The following is a 25,554-nucleotide window of genomic DNA, read 5'->3' on the forward strand; positions in this document are numbered from 1 at the left end:
AGCGGTTGTCACTGCCCAGCCGCTTCAGCGGCCAATCCCTTGAGCAAGCCCGCAATCTTGTCCAGCGGCAGGCTGCAATCCTTGGACCCATGGCGATCGGCCATGTATTGCGGATCGTTCCATTCGATCACGCTGCCACCCTCTACCGCACGAATCAGCATTTTCTGAGGCAGATCCAGCGCCGCAGACCCATTGCACTGCATCAACAGCGTACCCACCTTGGGATTGCCAAAGATGACGGTATGCGTTGCCGGTAGCTCAAGCCCTACCTTTTGCGCGCCTGCTTCATGGTCAATCACGGTGAACAGAGTCAGTCCTTTGGCAGACAGCGCCTTCTCCAGACGCGCCTGCACGGCAGACACATCATCACGACTGGTCAATGACTCGATTCCCTTGGAGGAAACCTGCATGTCAGCAGCCGCCTCAGGTGCAGAGGCAGCTGCCGCACCGGAATCAGCATTGGCTGACAGGGACATGCCCGCCATCAGAGGCAGAGACAACAGTGCCAGCATTCGAGCAGAGCGTGATACAGCCGGGAACGTCTTGAGCATGGAACATCCTTATCAGTGATTCGTGGGGCAGTACAAACGCATCGCTTATTCAGGTGTCACAAGTACATCATCAGATTAGCAAGTAGCTGAAGCAAGCGCACCTGTCGTCTGGCCGAGTCGCCAGAAACAAAAGACAAAAAAAGGGCAGGCCCTATGGGCCTGCCCTTTTGGTGACATGCTGCACGCCTCAAAGGCTTGCGGCTGTCAGGAGATCACGGCTTACCAGCCAGTGACTTCCTTGATGGCATCGCCGATCTGCGCGAGTGAACGCACAGTCTTGACGCCAGCAGCTTCCAGTGCCGCGAACTTCTCGTCAGCAGTACCCTTGCCGCCAGAGATGATGGCGCCAGCATGGCCCATGCGCTTGCCCGGAGGCGCAGTCACACCAGCGATGTAGGACACGACCGGCTTGGTGACGTTCGCCTTGATATAGGCAGCTGCTTCTTCTTCAGCAGAACCGCCGATCTCGCCGATCATGACGATGGCTTCGGTCTTCGGGTCCTTCTCGAACATCTCGAGGATGTCGATGAAGTTGGAACCCGGTATCGGGTCGCCACCGATACCGACACAGCTGGACTGGCCGAAACCGTGATCAGTAGTCTGCTTGACGGCTTCATAGGTCAGGGTGCCAGAACGCGACACGATACCGACCTTGCCCGGCAGGTGGATGTGGCCCGGCATGATACCGATCTTGCACTCACCCGGAGTGATGACACCCGGGCAGTTCGGACCAATGACGCGCACGCCCAGCTCGTCGCACTTGACCTTGACGTCCAGCATGTCGAGAGTTGGCACGCCTTCAGTGATGCAGACGATCAGCTTGATACCTGCATTGGCCGCTTCAAGGATGGAATCCTTGCAGAACGGTGCTGGCACGTAGATGACGGACGCTTCAGCGCCAGTTTCAGCCACGGCTTCAGCCACGGTGTTGAACACCGGCAGACCCAGGTGAGTCTGGCCACCCTTGCCCGGCGTTACACCACCGACCATCTTCGTACCATAGGCGATGGCTTGCTCAGAGTGGAAAGTCCCCTGGCCGCCGGTGAAGCCCTGGCAGATCACCTTGGTGTTCTTGTCGATCAAAATGCTCATTACTTGCCCTCCGCAGCTTTGACAACCTGCTGCGCCGCGTCAGTCAGGCTGGTAGCAGCGATGATATTCAGACCGCTTTCGGCCAGCTTCTTGGCGCCGAGTTCAGCGTTGTTACCTTCCAGACGCACCACGACCGGCACGTTGACACCGACCTGCTCGACGGCACCGATAATGCCCTCGGCGATCATGTCGCAACGTACGATACCGCCGAAGATGTTCACGAGAACAGCTTTGACGTTATGGTCAGAGAGAATGATCTTGAATGCTTCAGCAACGCGTTCTTTGGTAGCACCGCCACCCACGTCGAGGAAGTTGGCCGGCTTGCCGCCGTTCAGGTTGACGATGTCCATGGTGCCCATCGCCAAGCCTGCGCCGTTGACCATGCAGCCGATGTTGCCGTCGAGGGCAACGTAGTTCAGTTCGAACTTGGCAGCATGCGCTTCACGCTCGTCTTCCTGAGACGGATCGTGCATCGCCTGCAGGTCCGGGTGACGGTAGACGGCGTTGGCATCAATGTTGATCTTGCCGTCGAGGCAGTGGAGATTGCCTTCTTCGGTGATGACCAGCGGGTTGATTTCCAGCAGCGCGAAATCCTTGTCAGCGAACATCTTCGCCAGACCGAGGAAGATCTTGGTGAACTGCTTGATCTGGACTGCGTTCAGACCCAGCTTGAAGGCCAGTTCACGCGCCTGGTACGGCTGAGCGCCGACCAGCGGATCGATCTCTGCTTTCAGGATCTTTTCCGGAGTCTCTTCAGCAACCTGCTCGATTTCCACGCCACCTTCAGTCGATGCCATGAAGACGATACGACGAGTGGTGCGGTCAACGACAGCGCCGAGGTACAGCTCTTCGGCGATGTCGGTGCAGTTCTCGACCAAGATCTTGGTGACCGGCTGACCATCTGCATCAGTCTGGTAAGTCACCAGGTTCTTGCCGAGCCACTGGGTCGCAAAATCAGCAGCAGCTTGGGCGCTTTCGATCAGCTTGACGCCACCAGCCTTACCGCGGCCACCAGCGTGGACCTGTGCCTTGACGACCCACTTATCGCCGCCAATCTTCTTGCACGCTTCAGCAGCGTCTTCCGGGGTGTCAACGGCAAAGCCCTTGGACACCGGCAGGCCATAGTCGGCAAACAGTTGTTTTGCCTGATATTCATGAAGGTTCATCGTGTCATGCCATTGGTTGCATTAGACTCGAACGACAGCCACAGGTGTGGCTGCCACCGTTCGCCCCGGCCTGGCCGGGGCGAGGCGCCTCTTGTTCGGAAGGACGCTTACTTGCGCTTCTTGCGGTTTGCGATATGAATCGCATGCCCGTCAACGGCCAGCGCGGCTTCGTGTACGGCTTCCGACAGCGTCGGGTGAGCCGTGCAGATCAGCGCGAGGTCTTCGGCGCTTGCACCGAATTCGAGGGCGGTCACGCCCTGGGCAATCAGCTCACCGGCGTGTTGGCCGATGATGTGGACACCCAGTACGCGATCGGTCTCAGCGTCGGCAATGATCTTGGCTAGACCTTCAGTCGCATTGTTAGCCATGGCACGACCGCTTGCCGCGAACGGGAAGCTGCCGGTCTTGACTTCGATGCCTTCGGCCTTGGCCTGCTGCTCGGTCTTGCCGACCCAAGCCACCTCCGGGAAGGTGTAGATGATGCTCGGGATGGCGTCGTAGTTCATCTCGGCCTTATGGCCAGCGATGATATCAGCCACCATCACGCCCTCTTCGGAGGCCTTGTGAGCCAGCATCGGGCCACGCACCACGTCACCAATGGCGTAAACGCCCGGCACGCTAGTGCTGCAATGGTCATCAACATAGATGAAGCCACGCTCGTCCAACTTCACGCCGGCGTCGTCATCCAGAAGGCTCTGGGTGTACGGACGACGGCCGACAGCGACGATAATCTTGTCGAAAGTCTGTTCTTGCTCGCCGTTGGCGTCGGTATACTTGACGACAACTTCGTTTTCCTTGATATCGGAACCCGTCACGCGTGCACCGAGCTTGATGTCCATGCCCTGCTTCTTGAGCAGTTTCTGAGCTTCCTTGGCGACGGCAGCGTCCACCATCGGCAAGAAGCTATCAACGGCTTCCAGCACGGTCACTTCAGAGCCGCAACGGCTCCATACGCTACCCAGTTCCAGACCGATGACACCGGCACCAATCACGCCCAGACGCTTCGGCGCCTCACTGAACTCGAGCGCGCCAGTGGAATCGACGATCAGACCTTCGGTCAGCGGCGTCGGCGGAATCTCGACCGGCACGGAGCCAGACGCGATGACGATGTTCTCGGCGTCGTAGGTCGCCTTCTCGCCGTCGTGACCGGTGACTTCGACCTGCTTGTTGGGCAGCACCTTGCCGGTACCTTCCAGCGCGGTCACGCCATTGGCCTTGAACAGACCAGAAATGCCGCCGGTCAGGTTCTTGACGATCTCGGCCTTGCGCTCGACCATCTTGGCCACGTCGATCTCGACACCGTCGGCCTTGATACCCAGCTCAGCGAAGTGGTCACGCGCTTCAACATACTTGTGCGACGTTTCCAGTAGCGCCTTGGACGGGATACAGCCAACGTTCAGGCAGGTGCCGCCGTGAACTACCTTGCCTTCCTTGTTCACCCACTTCTCGACGCAGGCGGTCTTCAGACCCAGCTGAGCAGCGCGGATAGCGGCAACATAGCCACCAGGGCCAGCGCCAATGACGATTACATCAAATTTATCGGCCATGTCTCTTCCTGTTGGTGCAGTTCGATTCGGGTTGGCGGCGCCAGCGGAGGGTGATGCTTTCCACTGGCGCCGCTCACGCCTCCAAAAGTGTCAGAGGCGTAAGGCGTTACAGTCTCAGACGTCGAGCAGGAAGCGTGCTGGATCTTCCAGCAGGTCCTTGATGGCGACGAGGAACTGGACTGCATCCTTGCCGTCGATCATGCGGTGGTCGTAGGACAGTGCCAGATACATCATCGGACGGATGACAACCTGACCGTTCACGGCCATCGGACGTTCCTGAATCTTGTGCATGCCCAGGATAGCGGTCTGCGGCGGATTCAGGATCGGCGTGGACATCAGAGAACCGAAGGTACCGCCATTGGTAATGGTGAAGGTACCGCCCTGCATCTCATCGATACCCAGCTTGCCGGCGCGTGCACGCTGGCCGTAGCCAACGATGGTCTTTTCGACATCGGCGAGCTTCATGCTGTCGGTATCACGCAGCACCGGCACGACCAGGCCACGGTCAGAGGAGACGGCGATGCCGATATCCTGGTAACCGTGATAGACGATGTCGGTGCCGTCGATGGAGGCATTGACGTCCGGGAAACGCTTGAGCGCTTCGGTACATGCCTTGACGAAGAAGCCCATGAAGCCAAGCTTGGTGTCGTGCACCTTCTGGAAGGTGTCCTTGTACTGCTTGCGCAGCTCCATGACAGCCGTCATGTCCACTTCGTTATACGTGGTCAGCATCGCAGCGGTCTGCTGAGCCGTGACCAGACGCTTGGCGATGGTCTGACGCATGCGGCTCATCGGCACACGCTTCTCGGGACGCTCGCCTTCAAAGGCTGGAGCAGCCTTCGGTGCAGCGGCCTTCGGTGCGGCAGCAGGCTTGGCAGCAGACTTGGCTGCAGTGCCTTCCTTGACCGCCTTGGCCACGTCTTCTTTCGAGACACGACCGCCCTTGCCAGTACCGACCAGCTTGTTGATGTCCAGATCGTGCTCGGCAACCATCTTGCGAGCGGCCGGCGCGAGGATCTTGTCACCGACCTTCTCGTCCTTGCCTTCATCAGACGCGGAGTCGTTGTCACTGCTGTCAGTTTCCGGAGCAGCGGCACCGGAAGCACCAGCGCTGAACAGTGCCAGCACAGCTTCTGATTCGCAGGTATCGCCTTCCTGAACCTTGATCTCGCTCAGGGTGCCAGCAGCCGGAGCCACGACTTCCAGCACGACCTTGTCAGTCTCGATCTCGACGATCAACTCGTCGCGCTCGCAGGCTTCACCGACCTTCTTGTGCCAGGTCGCCACGGTGCCTTCAGCAACAGATTCCGGGAAGCTCGGCGCCTTGACTTCAAGCGTCTCGCCTTTACCACCAGCGGCCGGCTTGCTTTCGGCCTTGCTGTCAGCGGTAGGCTTGCTCTCGGACTTGCTGTCAGCGGCAGGCGCTTCCTTGCTGTCTTTCTTGCTCTCGGAAGATGCAGCGGCATCACCGATGGAGCCCAGCACCTGTTCAGATTCGCAGGTATCGCCTTCCTGAACCTTGATCTCGCCCAAGGTACCGGCCTGCGGTGCCACGACTTCCAGCACGACCTTGTCAGTTTCGATCTCGACGATCAGCTCGTCACGCTCGACGCTGTCGCCGGGCTGCTTGTGCCAGGTCGCCACAGTGCCTTCGGCGACAGATTCCGGAAAAGACGGCGCTTTGATATCGATAGCCATTGGAGTTCCTTAACTCAATTCTCTCTCGGTGCCCTTGCGGGTCGAATGCCTTACTTGTTGAAGGCGTCGTCGACCAGCTGGCGCTGCTGCTCGTTATGAACGGACATGTAGCCCGCGGCAGGTGCCGCAGAGGCCGGGCGTCCGGCAAAGGCCAGGCTCATGCCGAGCCCCTGATGATGCTGGTCAGCGACCTGACGCATGTGGTGCTGACTCTGATACCAAGCGCCCTGGTTAAGCGGTTCTTCCTGACACCACATCACCTGCTCGAGATTTTCATAGTCGGCGATGGCGGCCTGTAGCTCTTCCTTCGGGAAGGGATACAGCTGCTCAACGCGGATGACGGCGACATCTTCACGGCCCTGCTCGGCACGGTAGCCAGCCAGGTCGTAATAGACCTTGCCTGCACACAGTACGACGCGCTTGACCTTGGAAGCTTCAAGATTGCCCTTGTCGGCCAGTACCATTTCGAAGCGGCCACCGGCCAGCTCGTCAAGGGTAGAGGTCGCTTCTTTATGACGCAGTAGCGACTTGGGTGTCAGCACGACCAGCGGCTTGCGCAGCGGGCGAATCACCTGACGACGTAGCAGATGATAGATCTGCGCCGGTGTGGTCGGCATGCAGACCTGCATGTTGTGCTCAGCGCACAACTGGAGGTAGCGCTCGAGACGTGCGGAGCTGTGCTCCGGTCCCTGACCTTCATAGCCATGCGGCAGCAGCATCGTCAGACCGCACAGGCGGCCCCACTTGCTCTCACCGGAGGAGATGAATTGGTCCATCACCACCTGTGCGCCGTTGGCGAAGTCACCGAACTGGGCTTCCCAGATCACCAGTGCCGTCGGCATGGTGGTGGAGTAGCCATATTCGAAGGCCAGCACCGCTTCCTCGGAGAGGTAGGAGTCATGGATGGTGAATGTCGCCTGACCATCCTTGATGTGCTGCAGCGGAACCCAGATGTTGCCATCTTTCTGGTTGTGAATGACGGCATGACGGTGTGAGAAGGTACCGCGTCCCACATCCTGACCCGTAATCCGTACCGGGTTATCGCCATCGACCAGCGTCGCGTAGGACAGTGTTTCAGCAAAGCCCCAGTTGATCGGCATTCCACCGGCAGCCATCTTGCGGCGGTCTTCGTAGATCTTGTTGACCTGACGCTGAACCGAAATACCATCTGGCACTTCACACATCTTCTGTGCAAGCGCCTGCAGGTGCTTCATGTCCATCGAGGTATCAGCATCGCCGGTCCATTCGTGGCCAAGATACGGTGCCCAGTCAACAAACAGCCCTGTGTTCGGCTGCTTCACCAGCGCATTGGCAACGTGATTGCCTGCATCAAGATCAGCACGATACTGATCAACCAGATGCTGAGTCTCTTCCGCCGTCAACACGCCTTCTTCTACCAGCCGTGCAGCATACAGCTCGCGGGCAGTCTTCTGGGTCTTGATCTTGGCGTACATCAGCGGCTGAGTGCCGGAGGGCTCATCAGCTTCGTTGTGGCCACGCTTGCGGTAGCAGACGAGATCAAGCACGACATCGCGCTTGAACTGCTGACGGTAGTCGATAGCGACCTGAGCCGCATGCAGCACCGCGTCCGGATCATCACCATTGACGTGAATAATCGGCGCTTGAACCATCTTGGCGATGTCAGTGCAGTATTCGCTGGAGCGCGCATCATCTTCACGCGAGGTGGTGAAGCCCACCTGGTTGTTGATGACGAGATGTAGCGTTCCGCCTGTCTTGTAGGCGCGAGTCTGAGACATCTGGAAGGTTTCCATCACCACGCCCTGGCCCGCAAACGCTGCGTCACCGTGGATGGAAATCGGCAATACGGTATCGCCTTCGGTGTCTTCACGACGATCCTGACGCGCCCGCACGGAACCTTCGACCACCGGAGAGACGATCTCCAGGTGAGACGGGTTGAATGCCAGCGCCAGGTGGACTTCGCCGCCCGGTGTCATGACATTCGAGCTGAAGCCCTGGTGATACTTGACGTCGCCGGAGCCCTTGGCAATCTGCTTCTTGCCGTCGAATTCCTCGATCAGCTCGGACGGGCTCTTGCCCAGCAGGTTGATCAAGAGATTGAGGCGACCGCGGTGGGCCATGCCAATCACGACTTCCTTGGTACCGTACTTGCCACTGCGCTGGATCAGCTCATCCATCATCGGAATGAAGGACTCACCCCCTTCCAGACCAAAGCGCTTGGTACCCGGATACTTGCTCGCCAAATAGGTCTCGAGGCCTTCTGCTGCTGTCAGACGCTCAAGGACATGGTGACGGACATCGCGTGAGAAGTTCGGCTTGGAGCGCACGGATTCGAAACGCTGTTGCAGCCAACGCTTCTCTTCCGTGTTGACGATGTGCATGAATTCGGCGCCGATGCTGCGGCAGTATGTCTGCTCCAGCGCGGCGTGAATTTCCTTGAGCGGTGCGACTTCCTTGCCCAGAAACAGCGAACCGGTCTGGAACTCGACATCCATGTCAGCTGCGGACAGCTGATGGAAGGAAAGCTCAAGATCGGGGATCGGTGCCGGCTTACGTAGACCAAGGGGATCGATATCCGCCTTCTGATGGCCACGGAAACGGTAGGCATTGATCAGCTGGAGAACACGAACCTGTTTCTTGTTCTCATTGCTTTCGCCCGCCGCGACAGTCGCCGGGCGGCGACTGGTGCGACCCATCTCGTAAAATTGCTCACGGATAGGCGCTAGCGGAACATCCTGGGAGGGGCTGCCGTCATGACGCGGCAGAGTGTCAAAGTAGTTGCGCCACTCGTCGGTCACCGCATTGGGATCGACAAGATAACGCTCGTAGAGATCTTCTACGTAGTGGACATTCCCCCCGCTCATATGGGAAGTGCGCCACATCAACTCCATTGTGCCTTCTTGCATCTCTCGGTCACCCTGACTGATGGGGTGGGGTAGGCGCCTGACATACGCTGTCGGCGTCACTCGATTATGCCCTGTATGACGAAGCCATCGTGGCCTTCACCATCTGAGTCTTCTTTTATCGTCAAAAGCCGGTGCACAAGGCACCGGCTCCAGCAAGCTGTGCGCCATGACAAGGTGTGACACCTCGCCGCAGCTGACGTGCAATCATAACAAGCTAACGCTCAGCTTTTAAGTGGCGTTTGCCAGCAAAAGCTCACGAATCTTGCCGATGGCACGTGTCGGGTTCAGTCCTTTCGGGCAAACCGCGACACAGTTCATGATTCCACGGCAACGGAATACGGAGAACGGATCGTCAAGTTCCGATAGACGCTCCTCTGTCGCCGTGTCACGAGAGTCGGCCAGGAAGCGATAGGCCTGCAACAAACCACTCGGCCCCACGAACTTGTCCGGATTCCACCAGAAAGACGGGCAGGCAGTCGAGCAGCATGCACACAGAATGCACTCGTAAAGACCGTCGAGCTTGTCACGGTCTTCCGGAGACTGCAGACGCTCAATGGCTGGCGCCGGCGTATCATTGAGCAGGTACGGCTGAATACGCTCGTACTGCTTGTAGAACAGGCTCATATCAACGACGAGGTCACGCACGACCGGCAGACCCGGCAACGGGCGTAGCACCAGCTTGTTGTCCTTGACCACTTCAGACAATGCGGTGACACAGGTCAGACCGTTCTTGCCATTCATGTTCATACCGTCAGAACCGCAGACGCCTTCACGGCAGCTGCGACGATAGGCCAGCGAGCTGTCCTGTTCCTTGAGCATTTCCATCACATTCAACACCATCAGGTCACGACCTTGGGTGTCTACCTGAAACTCCTGCATGTACGGCGCAGAATCGGTTTCAGGGTTGTAGCGGTATATGGATACCTGAAGCATGGTTTCCCCTCCGGGCAAACTGTATCGGTACGGGCATTAGCCGGTACGTACCTGATGAACACGAACTCAGCAGGCACTGAACTCAGTAGGTACGAATCTTCGGCTCGAAACGCTCGACGGTCTTCGGTGCGAAGTTCACGTCACGCTTGCCGACGCGCTTATCACGCGGGAAGAACATGGAGTGCTTCAGCCAGTTCACGTCATCACGATCCGGGAAGTCATAACGGGAGTGAGCACCACGACTTTCCTTGCGGGCCAGGGCCGCAATCGCAGTGGCTTCGGCCACTTCCATCAGGTTGTCCAGTTCCAGTGCTTCGATACGCGCGGTATTGAAGACCTGAGACTTGTCGGACAGGCCTGCCTTGGCGATACGTTCACGTAGCTCAGACAGCTGCTGGACGCCTTCTTCCATCTTGTCTTCCTGACGGAAGACGCCGAAGGAGTTCTGCATGATCTGCTGCAGTTCACGCTTGAGTTCCGGCACGGACTCGCCACTGTCAGACTCATTCCAGCGGTTCAGACGCACCAGCGCAGTATCGATGTCAGCCTGAGTCGGCTCGAGATACTCGATGCCTTCGTTCAGGGCGCTTTCGATGTACTTGCCTGCTGCGCGACCGAAGACCACCAGATCCAACAGCGAGTTGCCACCCAGACGGTTAGCACCGTGAACGGACACACAGGCCACTTCGCCGACGGCATAAAGGCCGTTGACGATGTGATCATTGCCGCTGTCATCCTGCGCGATGGCCTGACCATGCACGTTGGTGGCGATGCCACCCATCATGTAGTGGCAGGTCGGCACGACAGGAATCGGGGCGTTGGTCGGGTCGACGTGCGCGAAGGTCTTGGACAGCTCGGAGATACCCGGCAGGCGCTTGTTCAGCACTTCCTCACCGAGGTGATCCAGCTTCAGGAAGACGTGATCGCCATTCTCACCACAACCACGGCCTTCAAGGATCTCAAGCACCATGGAGCGCGCGACGACGTCACGACCCGCAAGGTCCTTGGCATTCGGCGCGTAACGCTCCATGAAGCGCTCGCCATCCTTGTTGACCAGATAGCCGCCTTCACCACGACAGCCTTCAGTGACCAGCACGCCCGCACCGTGAATACCGGTCGGGTGGAACTGCCACATTTCCATGTCCTGAACCGGCAGGCCAGCACGCAGTGCCATGCCAATACCGTCACCAGTATTGATCAAGGCGTTGGTGGTGGAAGCGTAGATACGACCTGCGCCACCGGTGGCCAGTACAGTGGCCTTGGATTTGACGATCACGGTCTCGCCAGTCTCGATGCACAACGCAATCACGCCGACGACGTCATCGTTGGCATTCTTGACCAGATCGATGGCGTACCACTCGTCGAGGAAGACGGTGCCGTTTTTCAGGTTGGCCTGATACAGGGTGTGCAACAGTGCGTGACCGGTACGGTCAGCTGCAGCGCACGTCCGTGCTGCCTGGCCGCCCTTGCCGAAGTCCTTGGACTGGCCACCGAACGGACGCTGATAGATGCGGCCGTTGTCGAAACGGGAAAACGGCAGGCCCATGTGCTCAAGCTCGAAGACCGCTTTCGGGCCTTCGGTGCACATATATTCAGCGGCATCCTGGTCAGCGATATAATCGCCGCCCTTGACGGTGTCATACATGTGCCAGCGCCAATCATCGTTCGGATCAGCAGAGCCGATGGCACAGGTGATACCGCCCTGAGCAGAAACAGTGTGCGAGCGGGTCGGGAAGACCTTTGACAGCACGGCAGTCTTCTTGCCGGACTGGGAAAGTTCGAGACCGGCACGCAGGCCAGCGCCGCCGCCGCCGATGATGATCGCGTCGAATGTCAGGCTACGCATGGTGGACATGTATCAGGCTCCCCAAAGGACTTGAACGCCCCAGACCAAGAAGATAAACAGCGCAAGGATGACGAAAATCTGGAAACCAAGACGCAGTGCTGTCGGCTTCATGTAATCAGTCGCCACGGTCCACAGACCGATCCAGGCGTGTGCGGCAATCGCAATGAATGCCATCAGAGAGAAGACGCGCATTGCCGTATTCTCGAACAGACCACTCCAGGTGGTGTAGTCGAGGTTCGGGTGCAGCAATAGATAGCCGACCATGAACACGGAATAGACCGCCAGAATAACGGCGGATACGCGCTGCAGCACCCAGTCGGACAAGCCGCTGCGGCTGAAGTTAGTGATGTTGTTTACCATACCCAGACTCCCGCCAGGACCACGAGAACAGCACTGATCACGACAGTGACCTGCGCTTTGCGATTAGCACTTTCCAGTTCGACACCAATATCCATGTCCATCAGCAGATGCTTGATGCCTGCCACGAAGTGGAAACCAAGGGCGGACAGCAGGCCCCAAGCCACAATCTTGGCCAGGAAATTGGTTGCCAGGGTCTCGCGCACTGCCTCAAACCCTTGCGGGGAGGACAGCGAGGCATCAAGTGCCCACAGCGCGAACACCAGGCCGACAAACAGGATCACACCGGTAATACGGTGAGCGATCGAGGTAAGCGCAGGGAGAGGGAACTTTATCGTCGTCAGATCGAGATTTACGGGTCGTTTGCTATTCACGGCTCTTACACACTCTCTTGGCCCAACACGGACGCAAGCCCGTAGGGGCGGTGGTTTGAGGAAGGGTCTCGGGCGCAGGCCATCCACGGTACCGAGCCGAATATCCCGCCAGTCGCGCGACGGTAGATTATAGGGGTTGGTCATTGGCATGACAAATGACGCTGCGTCGCAGCACCGCAACTACGGATTGCGCAAAATGCAGTGATCAGGTCGCGACCTGTCGCCATGCAGTCGGTAAACGTCGGAAATCTGATGCACAGCGTAGCACCGCACGTCTCTACGCCGTGTGGTGAATTGACAATCTTTCGAGGGCTTCTATAGTGGGCGGGATTGATGCAAGCCCGGCATGGCAAGCAAGTCAAAGAGTTACGCGAAAAATGAGGAGGTCGGCATGACTGACAAGAAAGCACATTTGACAGTAGATGGCATAGACAAGGTCATCGAATTTCCGGTCTATTCCGGCACGCTCGGCCAGGACGTCATCGATGTCCGTAGCCTGACAGCCGAAGGCATGTTTACCTACGACCCGGGCTTCGTCTCTACAGCTGCCTGTGAATCATCCATCACGTTCATTGATGGACAGAATGGCATCCTGCTGCACCGCGGCTATCCCATCGACCAGCTGGCCGCCAGCTCCAACTATATCGAGCTGTGCTACCTGCTACTGTTCGGAGAGCTTCCGAATACGCAAGAATATGACAAGTTTGCTCAGCTGATCAGTAACCACACCATGGTGCACGAGCAGATCGTCAACTTCTTCAAGGGCTTCCGTCGTGACGCTCACCCGATGGCGATCCTGTGTGGTGTTGTCGGTGGCCTGGCCGCCTTCTATCACGACAACCTGAACATCAATAACGAGAAAGAACGTTACGTCAGCGCCGTGCGCTTGATCGCCAAGATGCCGACCCTTGCGGCCATGTGCCACAAGTACAACATCGGCCAACCATTCATGTACCCGCGCAATGATCTCTCCTACGGCGAGAACTTCCTGTACATGATGTTCGGCAATCCGTGCGAGGAGTACAAGATCAACCCGGTGTTCGCAGAAGCCATGGACACGATCTTCATGCTCCACGCCGATCACGAACAGAACGCCTCGACCTCGACCGTACGTCTGGCCGGTTCCACCGGCGCCAATCCGTTCGCCTGCATCAGCGCCGGTATCGCTGCACTGTGGGGCCCGGCACACGGTGGTGCCAATGAAGCCGTGCTGACCATGCTCGACGAGATCGGTGACGACTCCGAAGAGAACATCCAGCGCTTCATCGACAAGGCCAAGGACAAGGAAGACCCGTTCAAGCTGATGGGCTTCGGTCACCGCGTCTATCGCAACTTCGATCCGCGCGCCAAGGTCATGAAAGCAACCTGCGATCAGGTGCTAGAGCAACTGGGCATGGCGGATGATCCGCAACTCAAGATTGCCAAGCGCCTGGAGCAGATCGCACTGGAAGACGAGTACTTCATCAAGCGCAAGCTGTACCCGAACGTCGACTTCTATTCCGGCATCATCCTCAAGGCGATCGGCATCCCGACCAACATGTTCACGGTCATCTTCGCGATGTCCCGCACCATTGGCTGGATTTCGCATTGGAACGAGATGATTGCTGGCGGTCATCGCATCGGCCGTCCGCGCCAGCTCTATACCGGCCACCCGAAGCGCGACTATCCGACGAAGTAAGACCCGCGAGCGCCACTCCAGAAACCGTCTCTCACGAGGCGGTTTTTTTGTGCCTGATAATCGGGACCCGCCCCTCGCATTCGAGACCGATAGACTATCCATGAACACTGCGGGACGTGCTAGCGTAGCTCTACGTCATCGATTTTGGCCTTGCTTGTCATAGCTGTACTCACCCTAGCCTGGAGCCCTTTCACATGTCAGCTGATACAAAAACACCACACACAGCCGCCTTCATCGGTCTCGGCGTCATGGGCAACCCCATGGCCGGACACCTTGCCGCCGCAGGTCTCGACGTCCGTGTCTACAACCGTACTCGCGCCCGTGCCGAGCAGTGGTGCGAAACGCATGGCGGCAGCCATCACGCGACCCCACGGGAGGCTGCTCAGGGCGCTGACATCGTGCTGATGTGCGTAGGCAATGACGATGACGTGCGCAGCGTCACTCTCGGTGCTGATGGCGTACTGGCAGGCATGTCTGCCGGCAGCCTGCTGGTAGATCACACCACCGCCAGCGCTGATCTCGCCCGCGAGCTCGCCGTAGCGGCACGCGATCACTCGGTCGGCTTCGTGGACGCACCCGTCTCTGGTGGCCAGCAGGGCGCCATCAACGGCGTGCTGACCATCATGTGTGGCGGCGATCAGGACGATTACGCGAAAGCAGAGCCTGTGCTGGCGCATTACGGCCGCATGATAAAGCGCATCGGCGAAACCGGTGCTGGCCAGACCACCAAGATGGTCAATCAGATCTGTATCGCCGGACTGGTGCAGGCACTCTCCGAAGGTCTGCATTTTGCTGAACAGGCCGGACTGGATCGCGAAGCCGTCATCGAGGTGATATCCAAGGGTGCAGCAGGCTCCTGGCAGATGGATAATCGCCACGCCACCATGATCAAGGGTGAGTACGCGCACGGCTTTGCCGTCGACTGGATGCGCAAGGACCTGGGCATCTGCCTGGAAGAAGCACGTCGTATCGATGCCACTCTGCCTGTCACTGCACTGGTCGATCAGTTCTATGCCGATGTACAGAAGATGGAAGGCGGTCGCTGGGATACTTCTTCGCTACTCAAGCGCCTGGACAAGTGACTTGTGACTGATGCCCCACCTGCACTTCTAGCCACTTGAGTGCACCTCAATTTTATCGCTAAAGGCAGCAGCATCCACGGACGAAATTACAGACACAAAAAAACGCCCTGTCCAACGTCAAATTGACGGTCAGACAGGGCGTTTTTTTATGCGGCATTGCAACAACACTGATAGAAGCTGGACCCGTCATGTTTTTCCACACTATCTGTGGATAACCTCGTTGATAACCCTTAGACAATCACGCTAAACCTGCATGACAGCAGGCTTACCAACAGATTGCACAATTTTTAACCACCTCATAACTTGTTGATATAAAAGAAAATTTTGGCAACGCAACGTAAGTACAAGCCATGACGGCTGCACTTTGAAGAACAATGACAGAGGTTTTAACGCAACGCCCGAACAGTGGACAAGACACAAGGTCTGTCAAGGGCGACTTGGGGATAACATGCCTTTTCGCCCACACACCGAGTGTGTATAAGCGAGAATCAGGGACAAAAAAAACACACCCCGCAAGGTGTGCTTTTTTATTGACTTCACGAGACCAGAAAGGTGACTCGCAATGTCTGAAGAGTGGCGTCCCATAGGGGGTTCGAACCCCTGTTACCGCCGTGAAAGGGCGGTGTCCTAGACCACTAGACGAATGGGACGCAGTTGCTTGAGAAACTTGGTGGAGCCTAGCGGGATCGAACCGCTGACCTCAACACTGCCAGTGTTGCGCTCTCCCAGCTGAGCTAAGGCCCCGTCTCTCAAGAACGAGGCGTATCTTACTGACTAGCCTCGTTCTCGTCAATCGTTCTCGCCAATACTTTTATCGCACTACCCGCAGCCCGTGAATGAGCGATCCATCTCGATGGCGTGATGCATGATCACGCCTGTCCATTACAGGTCGCGATATTCCTTTTCGAAGCGCTTGGCCGCTTTCTTCGAGACACCACCCAGCACCGCCACGGCGTGACGCAGACGTGCACGCGTCATGTCAGAGCCCAGAATGACCATCGCATCCATGACTGAGGTAGAAGTCGCGGAGCCTGTCACGGCGACGAAGACCGGTGCCAGGAAGTCCTTCATCTTGAGCTCGAAGTGAGTCGATAGCAGCTTCACTTCCGCCAGCAGATGTTCCTTGTCCCAGGTGGACAGGTTCTCGAGCTTCCAAGTCAGGAACTGCATCTGACGCACGAGATCTTCACCTTCCAGCTTGGACTTGACGAAGTCTTGTGGCGTGATGGCCGGCAAGCCAGAGAAGAAGTGACCGGCCAATGGAATCGCCTCGGACAGCGTCTCGATACGCGGCTTCACTTCCGGCAGAATCTGCTTGACGTAACTCTCATTGAACGCCCACTGACGCAGTTCGCTCAGCAGCTCGTCTTCCGTGAGATCACGAATGTACAGACCGTTGAGCCAGCTGAGCTTCTCGACATCAAATACCGGGCCGCCAAGGGAGACACGCTGGATATCGAAGTGCTCCTGCATTTCGCTCAACGTGAACTTTTCGCGCTCATCCGGCATGGACCAGCCAAGACGACCGAGGTAGTTGATCACGGCTGCCGGCAGATACCCCATGCGACGGTAGTAAAGAATAGACGTCGGATTCTTGCGCTTGGACAGCTTGGTCTTGTCCGGATTACGCAGCAGCGGCATGTGACACAGTTCCGGCATCTGCCAACCGAAGTACTCATACAGCAGCTGATGCTTGGGGGCGGAGTTGATCCACTCCTCACCGCGCATCACGTGGGTGATCTCCATCAGGTGATCATCCACCACGTTGGCCAGGTGGTAGGTCGGCATGCCATCGGACTTGAGCAGAATCTGCGCATCCACCTGCGCCCATTCCACTTCAATCTCACCGCGCAGCATGTCCTTGACCACGCAGGTACCGGTTTCCGGCACATTCATGCGGATGACGAAGGGCGCGCCCGCCGCTTCACGTCGTGCGACCTCTTCTGCCGGCAAGGCGAGATCAGACGGCTTGAGCGCCATGTGCAGACCTTCGGCCTTGCGGGAGTCACGCAGCTCATCCAGCTCTTCGCTGGTGCGGTAACACTTGAAGGCGTGGCCGGCATCCAGTAGCTGCTGGCAATGCTTGGCATAGATATCGCCACGCTCGCTTTGACGGTACGGGCCATGCGGACCGCCGACATCGGGACCTTCAGACCACTCAATGCCCAACCAGCGCAAGGAGTCGAGAATCATCTGCTCGGATTCGCCGGTAGAGCGCGTTTGATCGGTATCTTCGATACGCAGGATGAACTCGCCGCCGTGCTGACGGGCGAAGCACTGGTTGAACAGGGCGATGTAGGCGGTGCCGACATGGGGATCGCCAGTCGGAGACGGCGCGATGCGCGTACGAACAGTCATGTGGAGTCCAGTAATTCGAGAAGAGTATCGGGAAGCGTTCCGGGATGATCAACGGTACTGCCGTAGGCAGTACGCACTGGGGCCATATTATACGCAAGGTGAAGATGTGCGACAGTGCGTCACCGTGTACCGCCACCCTCACGGCGGTAAGCTGAGGGTGCCTCAGCTGACACCTGGCTCATCAACACCGGTGACAGCCTGGTATCGTGCTCTCCCGATTCCCCTCTGCCCCTTTCCTCGGCAGGAGCCAGAATGACTCGATCCGCCGCTTCTCCTGACAACACCTTGAACCCTTCAGTCACGCCCACCTCGGACATGACTCAATCAGCCTCGACACTACGTCCACAGGTTGAAGTCCACCATCAAGCCACTACGCCTCCAGCAGACTTCGTTGCGCGCCGCTGGCTAGAAACGCTGGCCAAGGGCGGTGGTCGCTGGCCACAGCTCGCCATTCTGTGTGCGCTACTCTCGACGCTCGTGCTATTGGCACAGGCGTGGGCTATCGCGCATCTGGCGCAAGGTGTGGCTATCGACAAGGCCGGACTCGAAGCATTGTGGCCCGCGATTGGCGTACTCGTGGTCAGTCTTTCACTGCGCGGCGCACTGAGCGGCTTGCGTGGTTATGCCGGTACGCGCGCCAGCCAGAGCATTCGCCGACGCCTGCGTGAGCGTCTACTGGAGCGCTTCGCTGAGCTCGGCCCTCTCTGGGTGCGCCGTCAGCATCGTGCCAGCCTTGCCAATCGTGTCTGGGATCAAGTCGAATCCCTGCACAGCTATTACGCCGATTTCCGGCCGCAGACGCGCTTGGCAGGCCTGATACCGCTATTGCTGCTGCTGGTGGTCTTCCCGCTCAACTGGGCGGCAGGTCTGATTCTGGCCGTCACTGCCCCACTGGTGCCGATCTTCATGATTCTGGTCGGTATCGCGGCCCGCAAGCGCTCCGAGGAGCAATTTCAGGAGATGGACCGCATGGGTCGCCACTTCATGGATCTGCTCACCGGCCTCAAGACATTGAAGCTGTTCGGCGCCGCGCGGCGCGGCCCACAGGTCGAAGCGGTCAGCCACGCCTTCCGCAAGCGCACCATGCGGGTATTGCGCCTCGCCTTCCTGTCCTCGACGGTGTTGGAGTTCTTCACGGCGGTATCGATTGCGCTGCTGGCGGTCTATCTGGGCTTCCACTTCCTCGGCCACTTGCAGTTCGGCACCTGGGGCGATTCGCCGCTTGATCTGGAAACGGCGTTGTTCATTCTGGTGTTGGCCCCCGAGTTCTATCAGCCATTGCGCGAGCTTGGCGTGCACTATCACGCCAAGGCCGAGGCAGAAGCGGCGGCGACGGATCTCGCGCCCATCCTGGGCAACTCGCCACTCGCGGATCGGGAGAACACTGAGATCGACGGCACTGTCGCGGCAACCCATCAGGAGACGAGCGTCGCCTCAAGCCATCTTGGCCTGCAACACCTGACGCTGGAAGACATCGCCGTGCGCTACCCGAGCCAGTATCCTGATAGCACTCCCGCACTCGGCCCGCTGTCGCTGCACATCAACGCCGGAGAGCACATCGCCATTACCGGGGCTTCCGGCTCGGGAAAGTCGACGCTACTCAATCTGCTGCTGGGGTTCGTCAGCGCCAATGATGGCCTGCTGTATCTCAATGGCCATCCGCTCAGTCATGGCTTGCCTGCCGGCATGATCACCTGGGTCGGGCAGGACACCGTCATCCTGTCAGGGACGCTGGCTGACAATCTACGCATCGCGCATCCTCACGCCAATGACTGCGAGCTTGAAGACGCGCTAGGCAATGCTGATCTGCTGGAATGGCTGCACAGCCTGCCTGACGGGCTGGCGACACGATTGGGCGAAGGTGGCCAGCCACTGTCCGGTGGACAGGCACGCCGCCTTTCGCTGGCACGCGCCTTCCTCCATGACGCTCCGTTGGTGCTGCTGGACGAGCCAACGGCCAGTCTTGATGCCGAGAGTGAAGCGCGCGTCATCACAGCGCTGAAGCGTCTGGGCGAGAACCGCACCCTGCTACTGTTGACCCATCGACCAGAGCTATTGCCGCTGTGCCAACGCCTGCTCAGACTCGATGACGGTCGGCTGGTCGAAGACCGTCCGCTGGACGATACCGCGACACGAGGTGAGTCATGAAGCCCTCATCAGACTCCCTCCGTTCAGAACCTCATGCAGGGTCTCATGCGGGGCCTCAAGCAGTACCTCGCGTAGAAAAGCGCCCCGCCCTGCGTGAGCTGCGCCCCTACCTTGCACTGATGCGTGAGCACCGTGGCTGGCTAGGGGTTGGTGCCCTGCTGGCGCTGATCACCCTATTGGCGGCCACCGGACTACTTGCGCTCTCCGGCTGGTTCCTGTCGGCTACGGCCGTGGCCGGCTTGAGCGTTGCCGCGACTCAGGCATTCAACTTCTTCACGCCTGCCGCGGGTGTGCGTGGCTTGGCACTGGCACGCACCGCCGGGCGTTACGGTGAACGCCTCACCACACACGAAGGCACGCTACGTCTGCTGGCCAGTCTGCGTCGGCGCCTGTTCGAGGCCATCGAACCGCTATCACCGGCCGCGCTGCAACACGCTGGGCAAGGAGAGCTGATGACGCGTCTGGGTGCGGATGTCGATGCGCTCGACAGCCTCTATGTGCGCGTCTTGATCCCCTCGCTGGTCGCACTGTGTGCCGTATTGGCGGCGGGAACGCTGATTGGCATCTTTGCACCGCTACTGGCAGCGGTCGCGATCATCGGACTGACACTGACCGGCGGACTGGTGCCCTGGCTTGCCTGGTGGCGCGGCAGCGGTGACGCCATGCGCCATCAGGCGTCTGCCAGCCAGCTGCGAGCGCGCCTACTGGAACGCCTGCATGGCCTGGGTGAGCTGGTCATCTATGGCCGCTGGGCAAGTGAGCTGAGCGGACTAGCCGAGCAACAAGCCACGCGAGACCACATCGAGCTGGCGCAGGCACGACGTCAGGCATTCGCCAACTGGCTGAGCCACACACTGCTCGGCCTGACACTGGCCGCCATCGCGTTGCTCGGCGTGATGCAAATGTCTCCCTCAGCCAGTGCCGTGACAGCGGGTGAATCTGCCCTCGACGGACGCCTGCTGGCACTGTTTCTGCTCGCGGTGCTGGGCGCTTTCGAGGCGCTCGCTCCGTTGCCACTTGCCTGGCAAGGGCTGGGCCGCTGCCTGTCGGCGGCGTCGCGCCTCAATCGCGTGCAAGCCAATACGCCAGCGCCACAATTTCCTGTCGGGCAGAGCGTACAGACACCTGACGGGCATGACCTTGCACTCCAACAGCTCAGCGTTCGCCACGGCGAGACTACGGTACTCGACAGTGTCTCGCTGTCCCTCGCCTCAGGCGAGCATCTGGCGCTGCTCGGCCCCTCCGGCAGCGGCAAGAGCACCCTGCTGGATGTGCTGAGTCGTTTTCATGCCCCGGCATCCGGCAGCATCACACTCGGCGGCGTCCCGCTGGAATCGCTGGAAGAAAGCACCTTGCGCGCAAGCTTTGCCGTTTGCCCGCAGGACACGCATCTGTTCTGTGCCAGCTTCGCCGACAATCTACGCCTGGCCGATCCTACGGCCAGCGACGCCACCTTGATCGCGCTGCTCGAAAGCCTCGGCCTTGGGGAGTGGTTGGCTCGACAGCCGAAAGGTCTTGCCAGCTTCCCTGATGAAGGGGGGCGTTCGCTGTCCGGTGGGCAGCTCAGACGCTTTGGGGTAGCGCGTGCGCTGCTTTCTCCCGCCCCTATCGTGCTACTGGATGAGCCGTGCGAAGGACTGGACCGCGCCAGCGCCGAGCAAGTAATGACGGCGATTCTCGCCGCCTGTGATGGGCGCAGCCTGATCATGATTACCCATCAACCGCTGGGGCTTGAACGCTTTGCGCGTCTGGCACTGCTGGAAGAAGGCCACTTGAAAGAGGATGCCACGCCGACCACGTTGACGGCAGACTCTCGATTGGCGCGCCTGATGGCACGTGCCTAACCCCCTTCCTTGCGTCACAGGAGCCCAGGCATGGCGACGACAGAACTGGCGACAGCGTCAACAACAGACAACAGCGCGCGTGAAGACCAGCCGTTAGCACAGGATGTTTTCGCGCGTCTGCCTGCGGGCTTCAGCGCACTGGTGATCGGTGCCAGCGGCGGTATCGGGCAGGCGATGGTAGAGGAACTACTGGCGCACTCGCGTTGCGCGCGCGTGCTAGCGGTAGGCCGCGACACATCACGCCTGCCACGTCATCCTGCGCTGATGACATTGGACGTCGACCTCACCACCGATGACGGCATGGCGGCGCTTGGCAAGTGGTTGGCAGCAACGCTGGATGATGAGCAGCAACAGGGGCAGCCACCTGCCCTGACGCTCAATGCGATGGGCCTGCTACACGATGAAGAGAGCGAGCTGTGGCCAGAAAAGCGGCTGGAAGATCTCGACATGTCAGCGCTGATACGCGTGCATCAAGTCAATGCCTTCGTGCCAGCGCTGTTGTTGAGCCTGCTCGCACCACGCCTGCGCCGCCGGACGCCGCTGATCTTCGCATCGTTATCGGCCCGTGTCGGCTCGATTTCCGACAACCGCAGCGGTGGCTGGTATGCCTATCGCGCCAGCAAGGCCAGCCACAACATGCTGCTGCACACCGCTGCCATCGAGATCGCCCGGCGCAATCCCGAGGCCTTGTTGGTAGCGCTGCATCCGGGCACGACCGACACCGGACTTTCCGCGCCCTTTCAGGCACGCGTACCAGCCGGAAAGTTGTTCAGCGCAGGTTTCGTGGCACGGCGTCTACTGACGGTCGCCGGTGAGCTGTCGCCAGAGGTTAGTGGCGGTTTCCATGACTGGGCCGGCAAGCCAATCGCGTGGTAATTACACTGATGGGCCGCTTTGATGGGCCCCTTTAGCGCTAGAGCTGAAGATGCTCGCGGAACCAGTCAGTGATGAAATCGAGATAGATACGCGTCTTGTCAGGCAGGTACTTGCGCGAGCGAAACAGCACCACCATCGAGCCGTGCTCATTCCAGTAGGGCTGCAGCAGCGGTACCAGTTCGCCGCTCGCAACGGCAGAGCGAGCAGCAAAGGTCGGCAGATAAGCCAATCCGAAACCAGCCTTGGCGGCTTCCACCACGCCGAGCAGGTTGTTGATCACCAGCCGCGATTCCGGCTCGACATCGAAAGGCTGACCATTGAGCGTGAAACGCCAGTGCGCGCCCAGGTCATAGTTGCCGTAGAAGATGGTATCAAAGGCGCGAATGTCCTGCGGCTGTACCGGCGGTGCATTGACGCGCGCCAGATAATCCGGTGCGGCAAACAGTCCGTAGACCACCTTGCACAGCGGCCGCGACACCATCGAAGAATCCGGTAACGGCCCCATGCGAATCGCCAGATCAACCGATTCATCAATCGGCTCGAAACGCTGATCCTCGAGCAGAATCTCGACACTGACATCAGGATAGCGGCGCATGAAGGCCGTCGTTGGTTCGGCCAGATACATGAAGCCAAACGACACCTGCGCCGACACCTTCAGCTGACCCATCGGCTGCGAAGTGACTGACTGCACTCGCGCTTCAGCGGACTCCAGCTCCTCACGGATGCGCAGACCGTGCTCGTAATAAATCCGCCCCGCTTCGGTGAGGTGCAGCTTGCGAGTGGAGCGGTTGATCAGACTCACACCCAATTCCGCCTCCAGCGCCGCGACTCGCTTGGAGGCCAGCGACTTGGAAATCCCCAGTCGTCGTGCCGCCGCCGTAAAACTGGACACGCGCACTACCTCAACAAATACACGCAAGGCATCAAGAGTTGCCATTCAATCTCCATCACCGAATTCAGAATTATCATGGGCACTTAGCGAATGGGCGTGTCGCACGGACGTCAATGCCAAAAGTTTCCATATTGGAAACCCTAGTTTTCGATTGTACGCGCTTATTCTCCAAAGCGAAGACCTCTATAATGAGGCCTCGAACATGCGGGAGCAGGTATGTCGCGGCATCGATTACCTGCTTCCGGACTAAACCGTGGATGACCTGACCTGCGTGGCGCAGTCAGGTCGTTCAGGTTCGCGCTCAGGTAGTTGCACTGCTCATCCCACCGGGTCTCGGTGACTGGCCAGCATGGCGACGCCCCCACGCGCGGTTTCGCTGTCGGCCCATCCCGGGCCTCGGTGGCGATCTTCAGTGTTGTAATGCACGTTTATTGCGCGTCTGGCGGTCACTCGACTCCAGGCGCTTTTTTATACGCCACCGTTTTATGCGTCACCCTAGCCCATCGTGATCATCTTGTGCCTACAGCCACTTCTTCCACTTGAAGAACAGATAGGTCGACAGCGCAGACGCTGCCATCAAGACCAGCGCAAAAGGATAGCCCCAGTCTTTATCCAACTCCGGCATCCACTGGAAGTTCATCCCGTAAATACTGGCGATCAGTGTCGGCGGCATGAAGACGACGGCCGCGACCGAGAAGATCTTGATGATGCGACTCTGATCGAGATTGGTGAAACCGATCGAGGCATCGAGCAGGAAGTTGACCTTCTCGAAGATGAAGGTGGTGTGCGGATTGAGTGAGTCGATATCGCGCAGCATGTCGCGAATCTCCTGCCGACGACCCTTGTGGCGCGGTGAAGCTGGCAGATGGCGCGTCAGCTGACGCAGCAGACGCTGACTGTCGAGCAATGACTGGCGCACCTTGTCGTTATAGCGCTCCTGCAACAGGATGCCATGCAACGTGTCTTCCAGTGCTTGCGGCCGCACAGCCTGCTGACCCAGCACTTCCAGCGCACGGTAGATGTCCTCCACCTCATCCGCCAGGTAGTCGACCTTCATTGCCAGCAGCGCCAATAGCACTTCCCAACCATCTTCAGGACTCAAGCGCTGGCGACGCAGATGATTGCGGAACAACCGCAACAGGCCGATATCTTCATAGCGCATGCTGATCAGCTGGCGACCGTGTAAATGGAAGGCGATATTGACGGTCTTCGGCTCGCGCCCGCGACGATGCGGAAACAACGACACCAGATGAATTCCATCGCCAGCCAGATAGAAGCGCGATGAGGATTCAATCTCTTCAATCTCCTCAAGCTCAGGCAACGCAACGGTGAACTGCTCGCTTACCCAGGCTTGCTCCTGCTCATCAGGCTGACAGAGGTCAATCCACAGCACATCGCTGCGCACCAGTATTGGCGGTGCCAAGTCATCATTGAGCAACTGCGTCGCATGCAACTCACTGGCTTCTTCATGGCTATCAGCAAGCCGCGGGGCAGTGCTTACCTGCCCGGCCTCTCGCTCAGGCAGCACAATGTGCTCTCCCCGCAGGCGGCCATCGTCGTGGAGGCGATAAAGCGTAATCATGATGGCATCCTGTATAAAAAGCAGACGGAAATACCGAACTGGCATGAAAGCGTATCGACAGGCAGTCGCTGTCAGCTCACGCATACGATGAGGCCATTCTAAACGAGAAGTATGCGAATACGGATGCGCTGGACGAATGAACGTGGCGTGTGAAAAACGCACACGAAAAAGGCGACTCAAAGAGTCGCCCAAAGACCGTGACTAGCTTGATGAGGAGAAACCTGAACAGGGGCCTGACTCCGCTGTTCTGGCTACCGCATTCCATGGCGGGAAGCGATGAATTGAGAGTATGCCTTCCCTGCCGAGCCGTCAATACTAATGAGAAATATTTTCATTAGCATTGATGTAGCGTTTACCTGTTTACCAGCGCTGGCCTCTCTCGGCAGGCTGACGTATCATGCCGCCACAGAATATCAGGGTCGTGACTGGCCTGATGAGATACCCGCCACGGACCTGACATCCAACTTTGGCGGGGCACGAAGCATCACTCAGCAATGATGTCTTAACGCAGTACGAGACATTGTTGGTGGACGGTGCTTCCAGACGCCTCCTTCGCTTACGCGTGGGAGGCGTCTTTTTTATGTGCATAAAAAAACGGCCCCCAATGGGAGCCGCTAGCAAGGACCGTAAATAGTCTGATGAGAA

18 protein-coding genes and 2 tRNA genes are annotated in these 25,554 nt (G+C 58.7%); 5 read left to right on the top strand and 15 right to left on the bottom strand.

Features of this window, described 5'->3' with window-relative positions; translation table 11 throughout:
* Nucleotides 1-8 precede the first annotated feature (8 nt).
* The 10 genes from CFN46_RS06835 to sdhC all read right to left on the bottom strand — a co-directional run bounded on the left by CFN46_RS06835 (nucleotide 9) and on the right by sdhC (nucleotide 12,449).
* A complete protein-coding gene (locus CFN46_RS06835) occupies nucleotides 9-551 on the bottom strand; it encodes a DUF302 domain-containing protein (RefSeq protein ID WP_024952438.1) in 543 nt (180 codons plus the stop codon).
* A 219-nt stretch (nucleotides 552-770) separates the two neighbouring features.
* Nucleotides 771-1,643 carry a succinate--CoA ligase subunit alpha gene (gene sucD, locus CFN46_RS06840; protein WP_088743099.1) on the bottom strand — a complete coding sequence of 291 codons (873 nt, stop codon included), beginning with the start codon at nucleotides 1,641-1,643 and terminating at the stop codon, nucleotides 771-773.
* On the bottom strand, nucleotides 1,643-2,809 hold the full coding sequence (sucC, locus tag CFN46_RS06845) for an ADP-forming succinate--CoA ligase subunit beta (RefSeq protein WP_088743100.1): 1,167 nt from the start codon (nucleotides 2,807-2,809) through the stop codon (nucleotides 1,643-1,645). The genes sucD and sucC overlap by 1 nt, the downstream gene beginning before the upstream one ends.
* A 107-nt stretch (nucleotides 2,810-2,916) precedes the next feature.
* Nucleotides 2,917-4,356: a dihydrolipoyl dehydrogenase gene (gene lpdA / locus CFN46_RS06850; protein ID WP_024952440.1), complete on the bottom strand. Its 1,440-nt coding sequence runs from the start codon at nucleotides 4,354-4,356 to the stop codon at nucleotides 2,917-2,919.
* A 114-nt stretch (nucleotides 4,357-4,470) separates the two neighbouring features.
* Entirely contained in the window at nucleotides 4,471-6,054 is a 1,584-nt protein-coding gene (gene odhB, locus CFN46_RS06855) for a 2-oxoglutarate dehydrogenase complex dihydrolipoyllysine-residue succinyltransferase (protein ID WP_024952441.1), read from the bottom strand.
* Between the two features lie 50 nt (nucleotides 6,055-6,104).
* Nucleotides 6,105-8,939, bottom strand: a complete 2,835-nt coding sequence (locus CFN46_RS06860) for a 2-oxoglutarate dehydrogenase E1 component (RefSeq protein WP_024952442.1) — start codon at nucleotides 8,937-8,939, stop codon at nucleotides 6,105-6,107.
* Nucleotides 8,940-9,167: 228 nt separating this feature from the next.
* The gene (locus tag CFN46_RS06865) at nucleotides 9,168-9,872 is read right to left on the bottom strand and encodes a succinate dehydrogenase iron-sulfur subunit (RefSeq protein ID WP_024952443.1); all 705 of its coding nucleotides are present in this window, start codon (nucleotides 9,870-9,872) and stop codon (nucleotides 9,168-9,170) included.
* An 82-nt stretch (nucleotides 9,873-9,954) separates the two neighbouring features.
* Nucleotides 9,955-11,727, bottom strand: a complete 1,773-nt coding sequence (sdhA, locus tag CFN46_RS06870; protein ID WP_024952444.1) for a succinate dehydrogenase flavoprotein subunit — start codon at nucleotides 11,725-11,727, stop codon at nucleotides 9,955-9,957.
* Nucleotides 11,728-11,730: 3 nt separating this feature from the next.
* The gene (sdhD, locus tag CFN46_RS06875; protein ID WP_024952445.1) at nucleotides 11,731-12,078 is read right to left on the bottom strand and encodes a succinate dehydrogenase, hydrophobic membrane anchor protein; all 348 of its coding nucleotides are present in this window, start codon (nucleotides 12,076-12,078) and stop codon (nucleotides 11,731-11,733) included.
* Nucleotides 12,072-12,449: a succinate dehydrogenase, cytochrome b556 subunit gene (sdhC, locus tag CFN46_RS06880; RefSeq protein WP_024952446.1), complete on the bottom strand. Its 378-nt coding sequence runs from the start codon at nucleotides 12,447-12,449 to the stop codon at nucleotides 12,072-12,074. Before sdhC ends, sdhD begins: the two co-directional genes overlap by 7 nt.
* Nucleotides 12,450-12,840: 391 nt before the next feature.
* Here sdhC and gltA point away from each other — a divergent pair, with 391 nt between their 5' ends.
* Nucleotides 12,841-14,127 carry a citrate synthase gene (gene gltA, locus CFN46_RS06885; protein WP_024952447.1) on the top strand — a complete coding sequence of 429 codons (1,287 nt, stop codon included), beginning with the start codon at nucleotides 12,841-12,843 and terminating at the stop codon, nucleotides 14,125-14,127.
* A gap of 194 nt (nucleotides 14,128-14,321) precedes the next feature.
* Nucleotides 14,322-15,209: an NAD(P)-dependent oxidoreductase gene (locus CFN46_RS06890; protein ID WP_088743101.1), complete on the top strand. Its 888-nt coding sequence runs from the start codon at nucleotides 14,322-14,324 to the stop codon at nucleotides 15,207-15,209.
* Between the two features lie 574 nt (nucleotides 15,210-15,783).
* On the opposite strand, the gene CFN46_RS06895 is transcribed toward CFN46_RS06890, so the two are convergent.
* From CFN46_RS06895 to gltX, 3 genes are all read right to left on the bottom strand, one after another.
* Nucleotides 15,784-15,859 (bottom strand) — tRNA-Glu (locus CFN46_RS06895).
* A gap of 18 nt (nucleotides 15,860-15,877) precedes the next feature.
* Nucleotides 15,878-15,953 (bottom strand) — tRNA-Ala (locus tag CFN46_RS06900).
* A gap of 138 nt (nucleotides 15,954-16,091) precedes the next feature.
* Nucleotides 16,092-17,567: a glutamate--tRNA ligase gene (gene gltX, locus CFN46_RS06905; RefSeq protein WP_024951905.1), complete on the bottom strand. Its 1,476-nt coding sequence runs from the start codon at nucleotides 17,565-17,567 to the stop codon at nucleotides 16,092-16,094.
* Between the two features lie 252 nt (nucleotides 17,568-17,819).
* Between gltX and cydD the strand changes: the two genes are divergently transcribed.
* Genes cydD through CFN46_RS06920 form a run of 3 tightly spaced genes read left to right on the top strand, consistent with a single transcriptional unit; the run spans nucleotide 17,820 to nucleotide 22,435 of the window.
* Nucleotides 17,820-19,715 (top strand): thiol reductant ABC exporter subunit CydD, encoded by a 1,896-nt coding sequence (cydD, locus tag CFN46_RS06910; RefSeq protein ID WP_088743102.1) that lies wholly within the window; start codon nucleotides 17,820-17,822, stop codon nucleotides 19,713-19,715.
* A complete protein-coding gene (gene cydC, locus CFN46_RS06915; protein WP_088743103.1) occupies nucleotides 19,712-21,559 on the top strand; it encodes a thiol reductant ABC exporter subunit CydC in 1,848 nt (615 codons plus the stop codon). The genes cydD and cydC overlap by 4 nt, the downstream gene beginning before the upstream one ends.
* A gap of 30 nt (nucleotides 21,560-21,589) precedes the next feature.
* The gene (locus CFN46_RS06920) at nucleotides 21,590-22,435 is read left to right on the top strand and encodes an SDR family NAD(P)-dependent oxidoreductase (protein ID WP_088743104.1); all 846 of its coding nucleotides are present in this window, start codon (nucleotides 21,590-21,592) and stop codon (nucleotides 22,433-22,435) included.
* A gap of 37 nt (nucleotides 22,436-22,472) precedes the next feature.
* On the opposite strand, the gene CFN46_RS06925 is transcribed toward CFN46_RS06920, so the two are convergent.
* On the bottom strand, nucleotides 22,473-23,372 hold the full coding sequence (locus tag CFN46_RS06925) for a LysR family transcriptional regulator (protein WP_024951909.1): 900 nt from the start codon (nucleotides 23,370-23,372) through the stop codon (nucleotides 22,473-22,475).
* A gap of 475 nt (nucleotides 23,373-23,847) precedes the next feature.
* Complete coding sequence (corA, locus tag CFN46_RS06930) at nucleotides 23,848-24,909, bottom strand: magnesium/cobalt transporter CorA (RefSeq protein WP_024951910.1); 1,062 nt, start codon at nucleotides 24,907-24,909, stop codon at nucleotides 23,848-23,850.
* Between the last annotated feature and the right edge of the window lie 645 nt (nucleotides 24,910-25,554).

The organism is Cobetia sp. QF-1, from assembly GCF_002213105.1.
Lineage (GTDB): Bacteria > Pseudomonadota > Gammaproteobacteria > Pseudomonadales > Halomonadaceae > Cobetia > Cobetia crustatorum.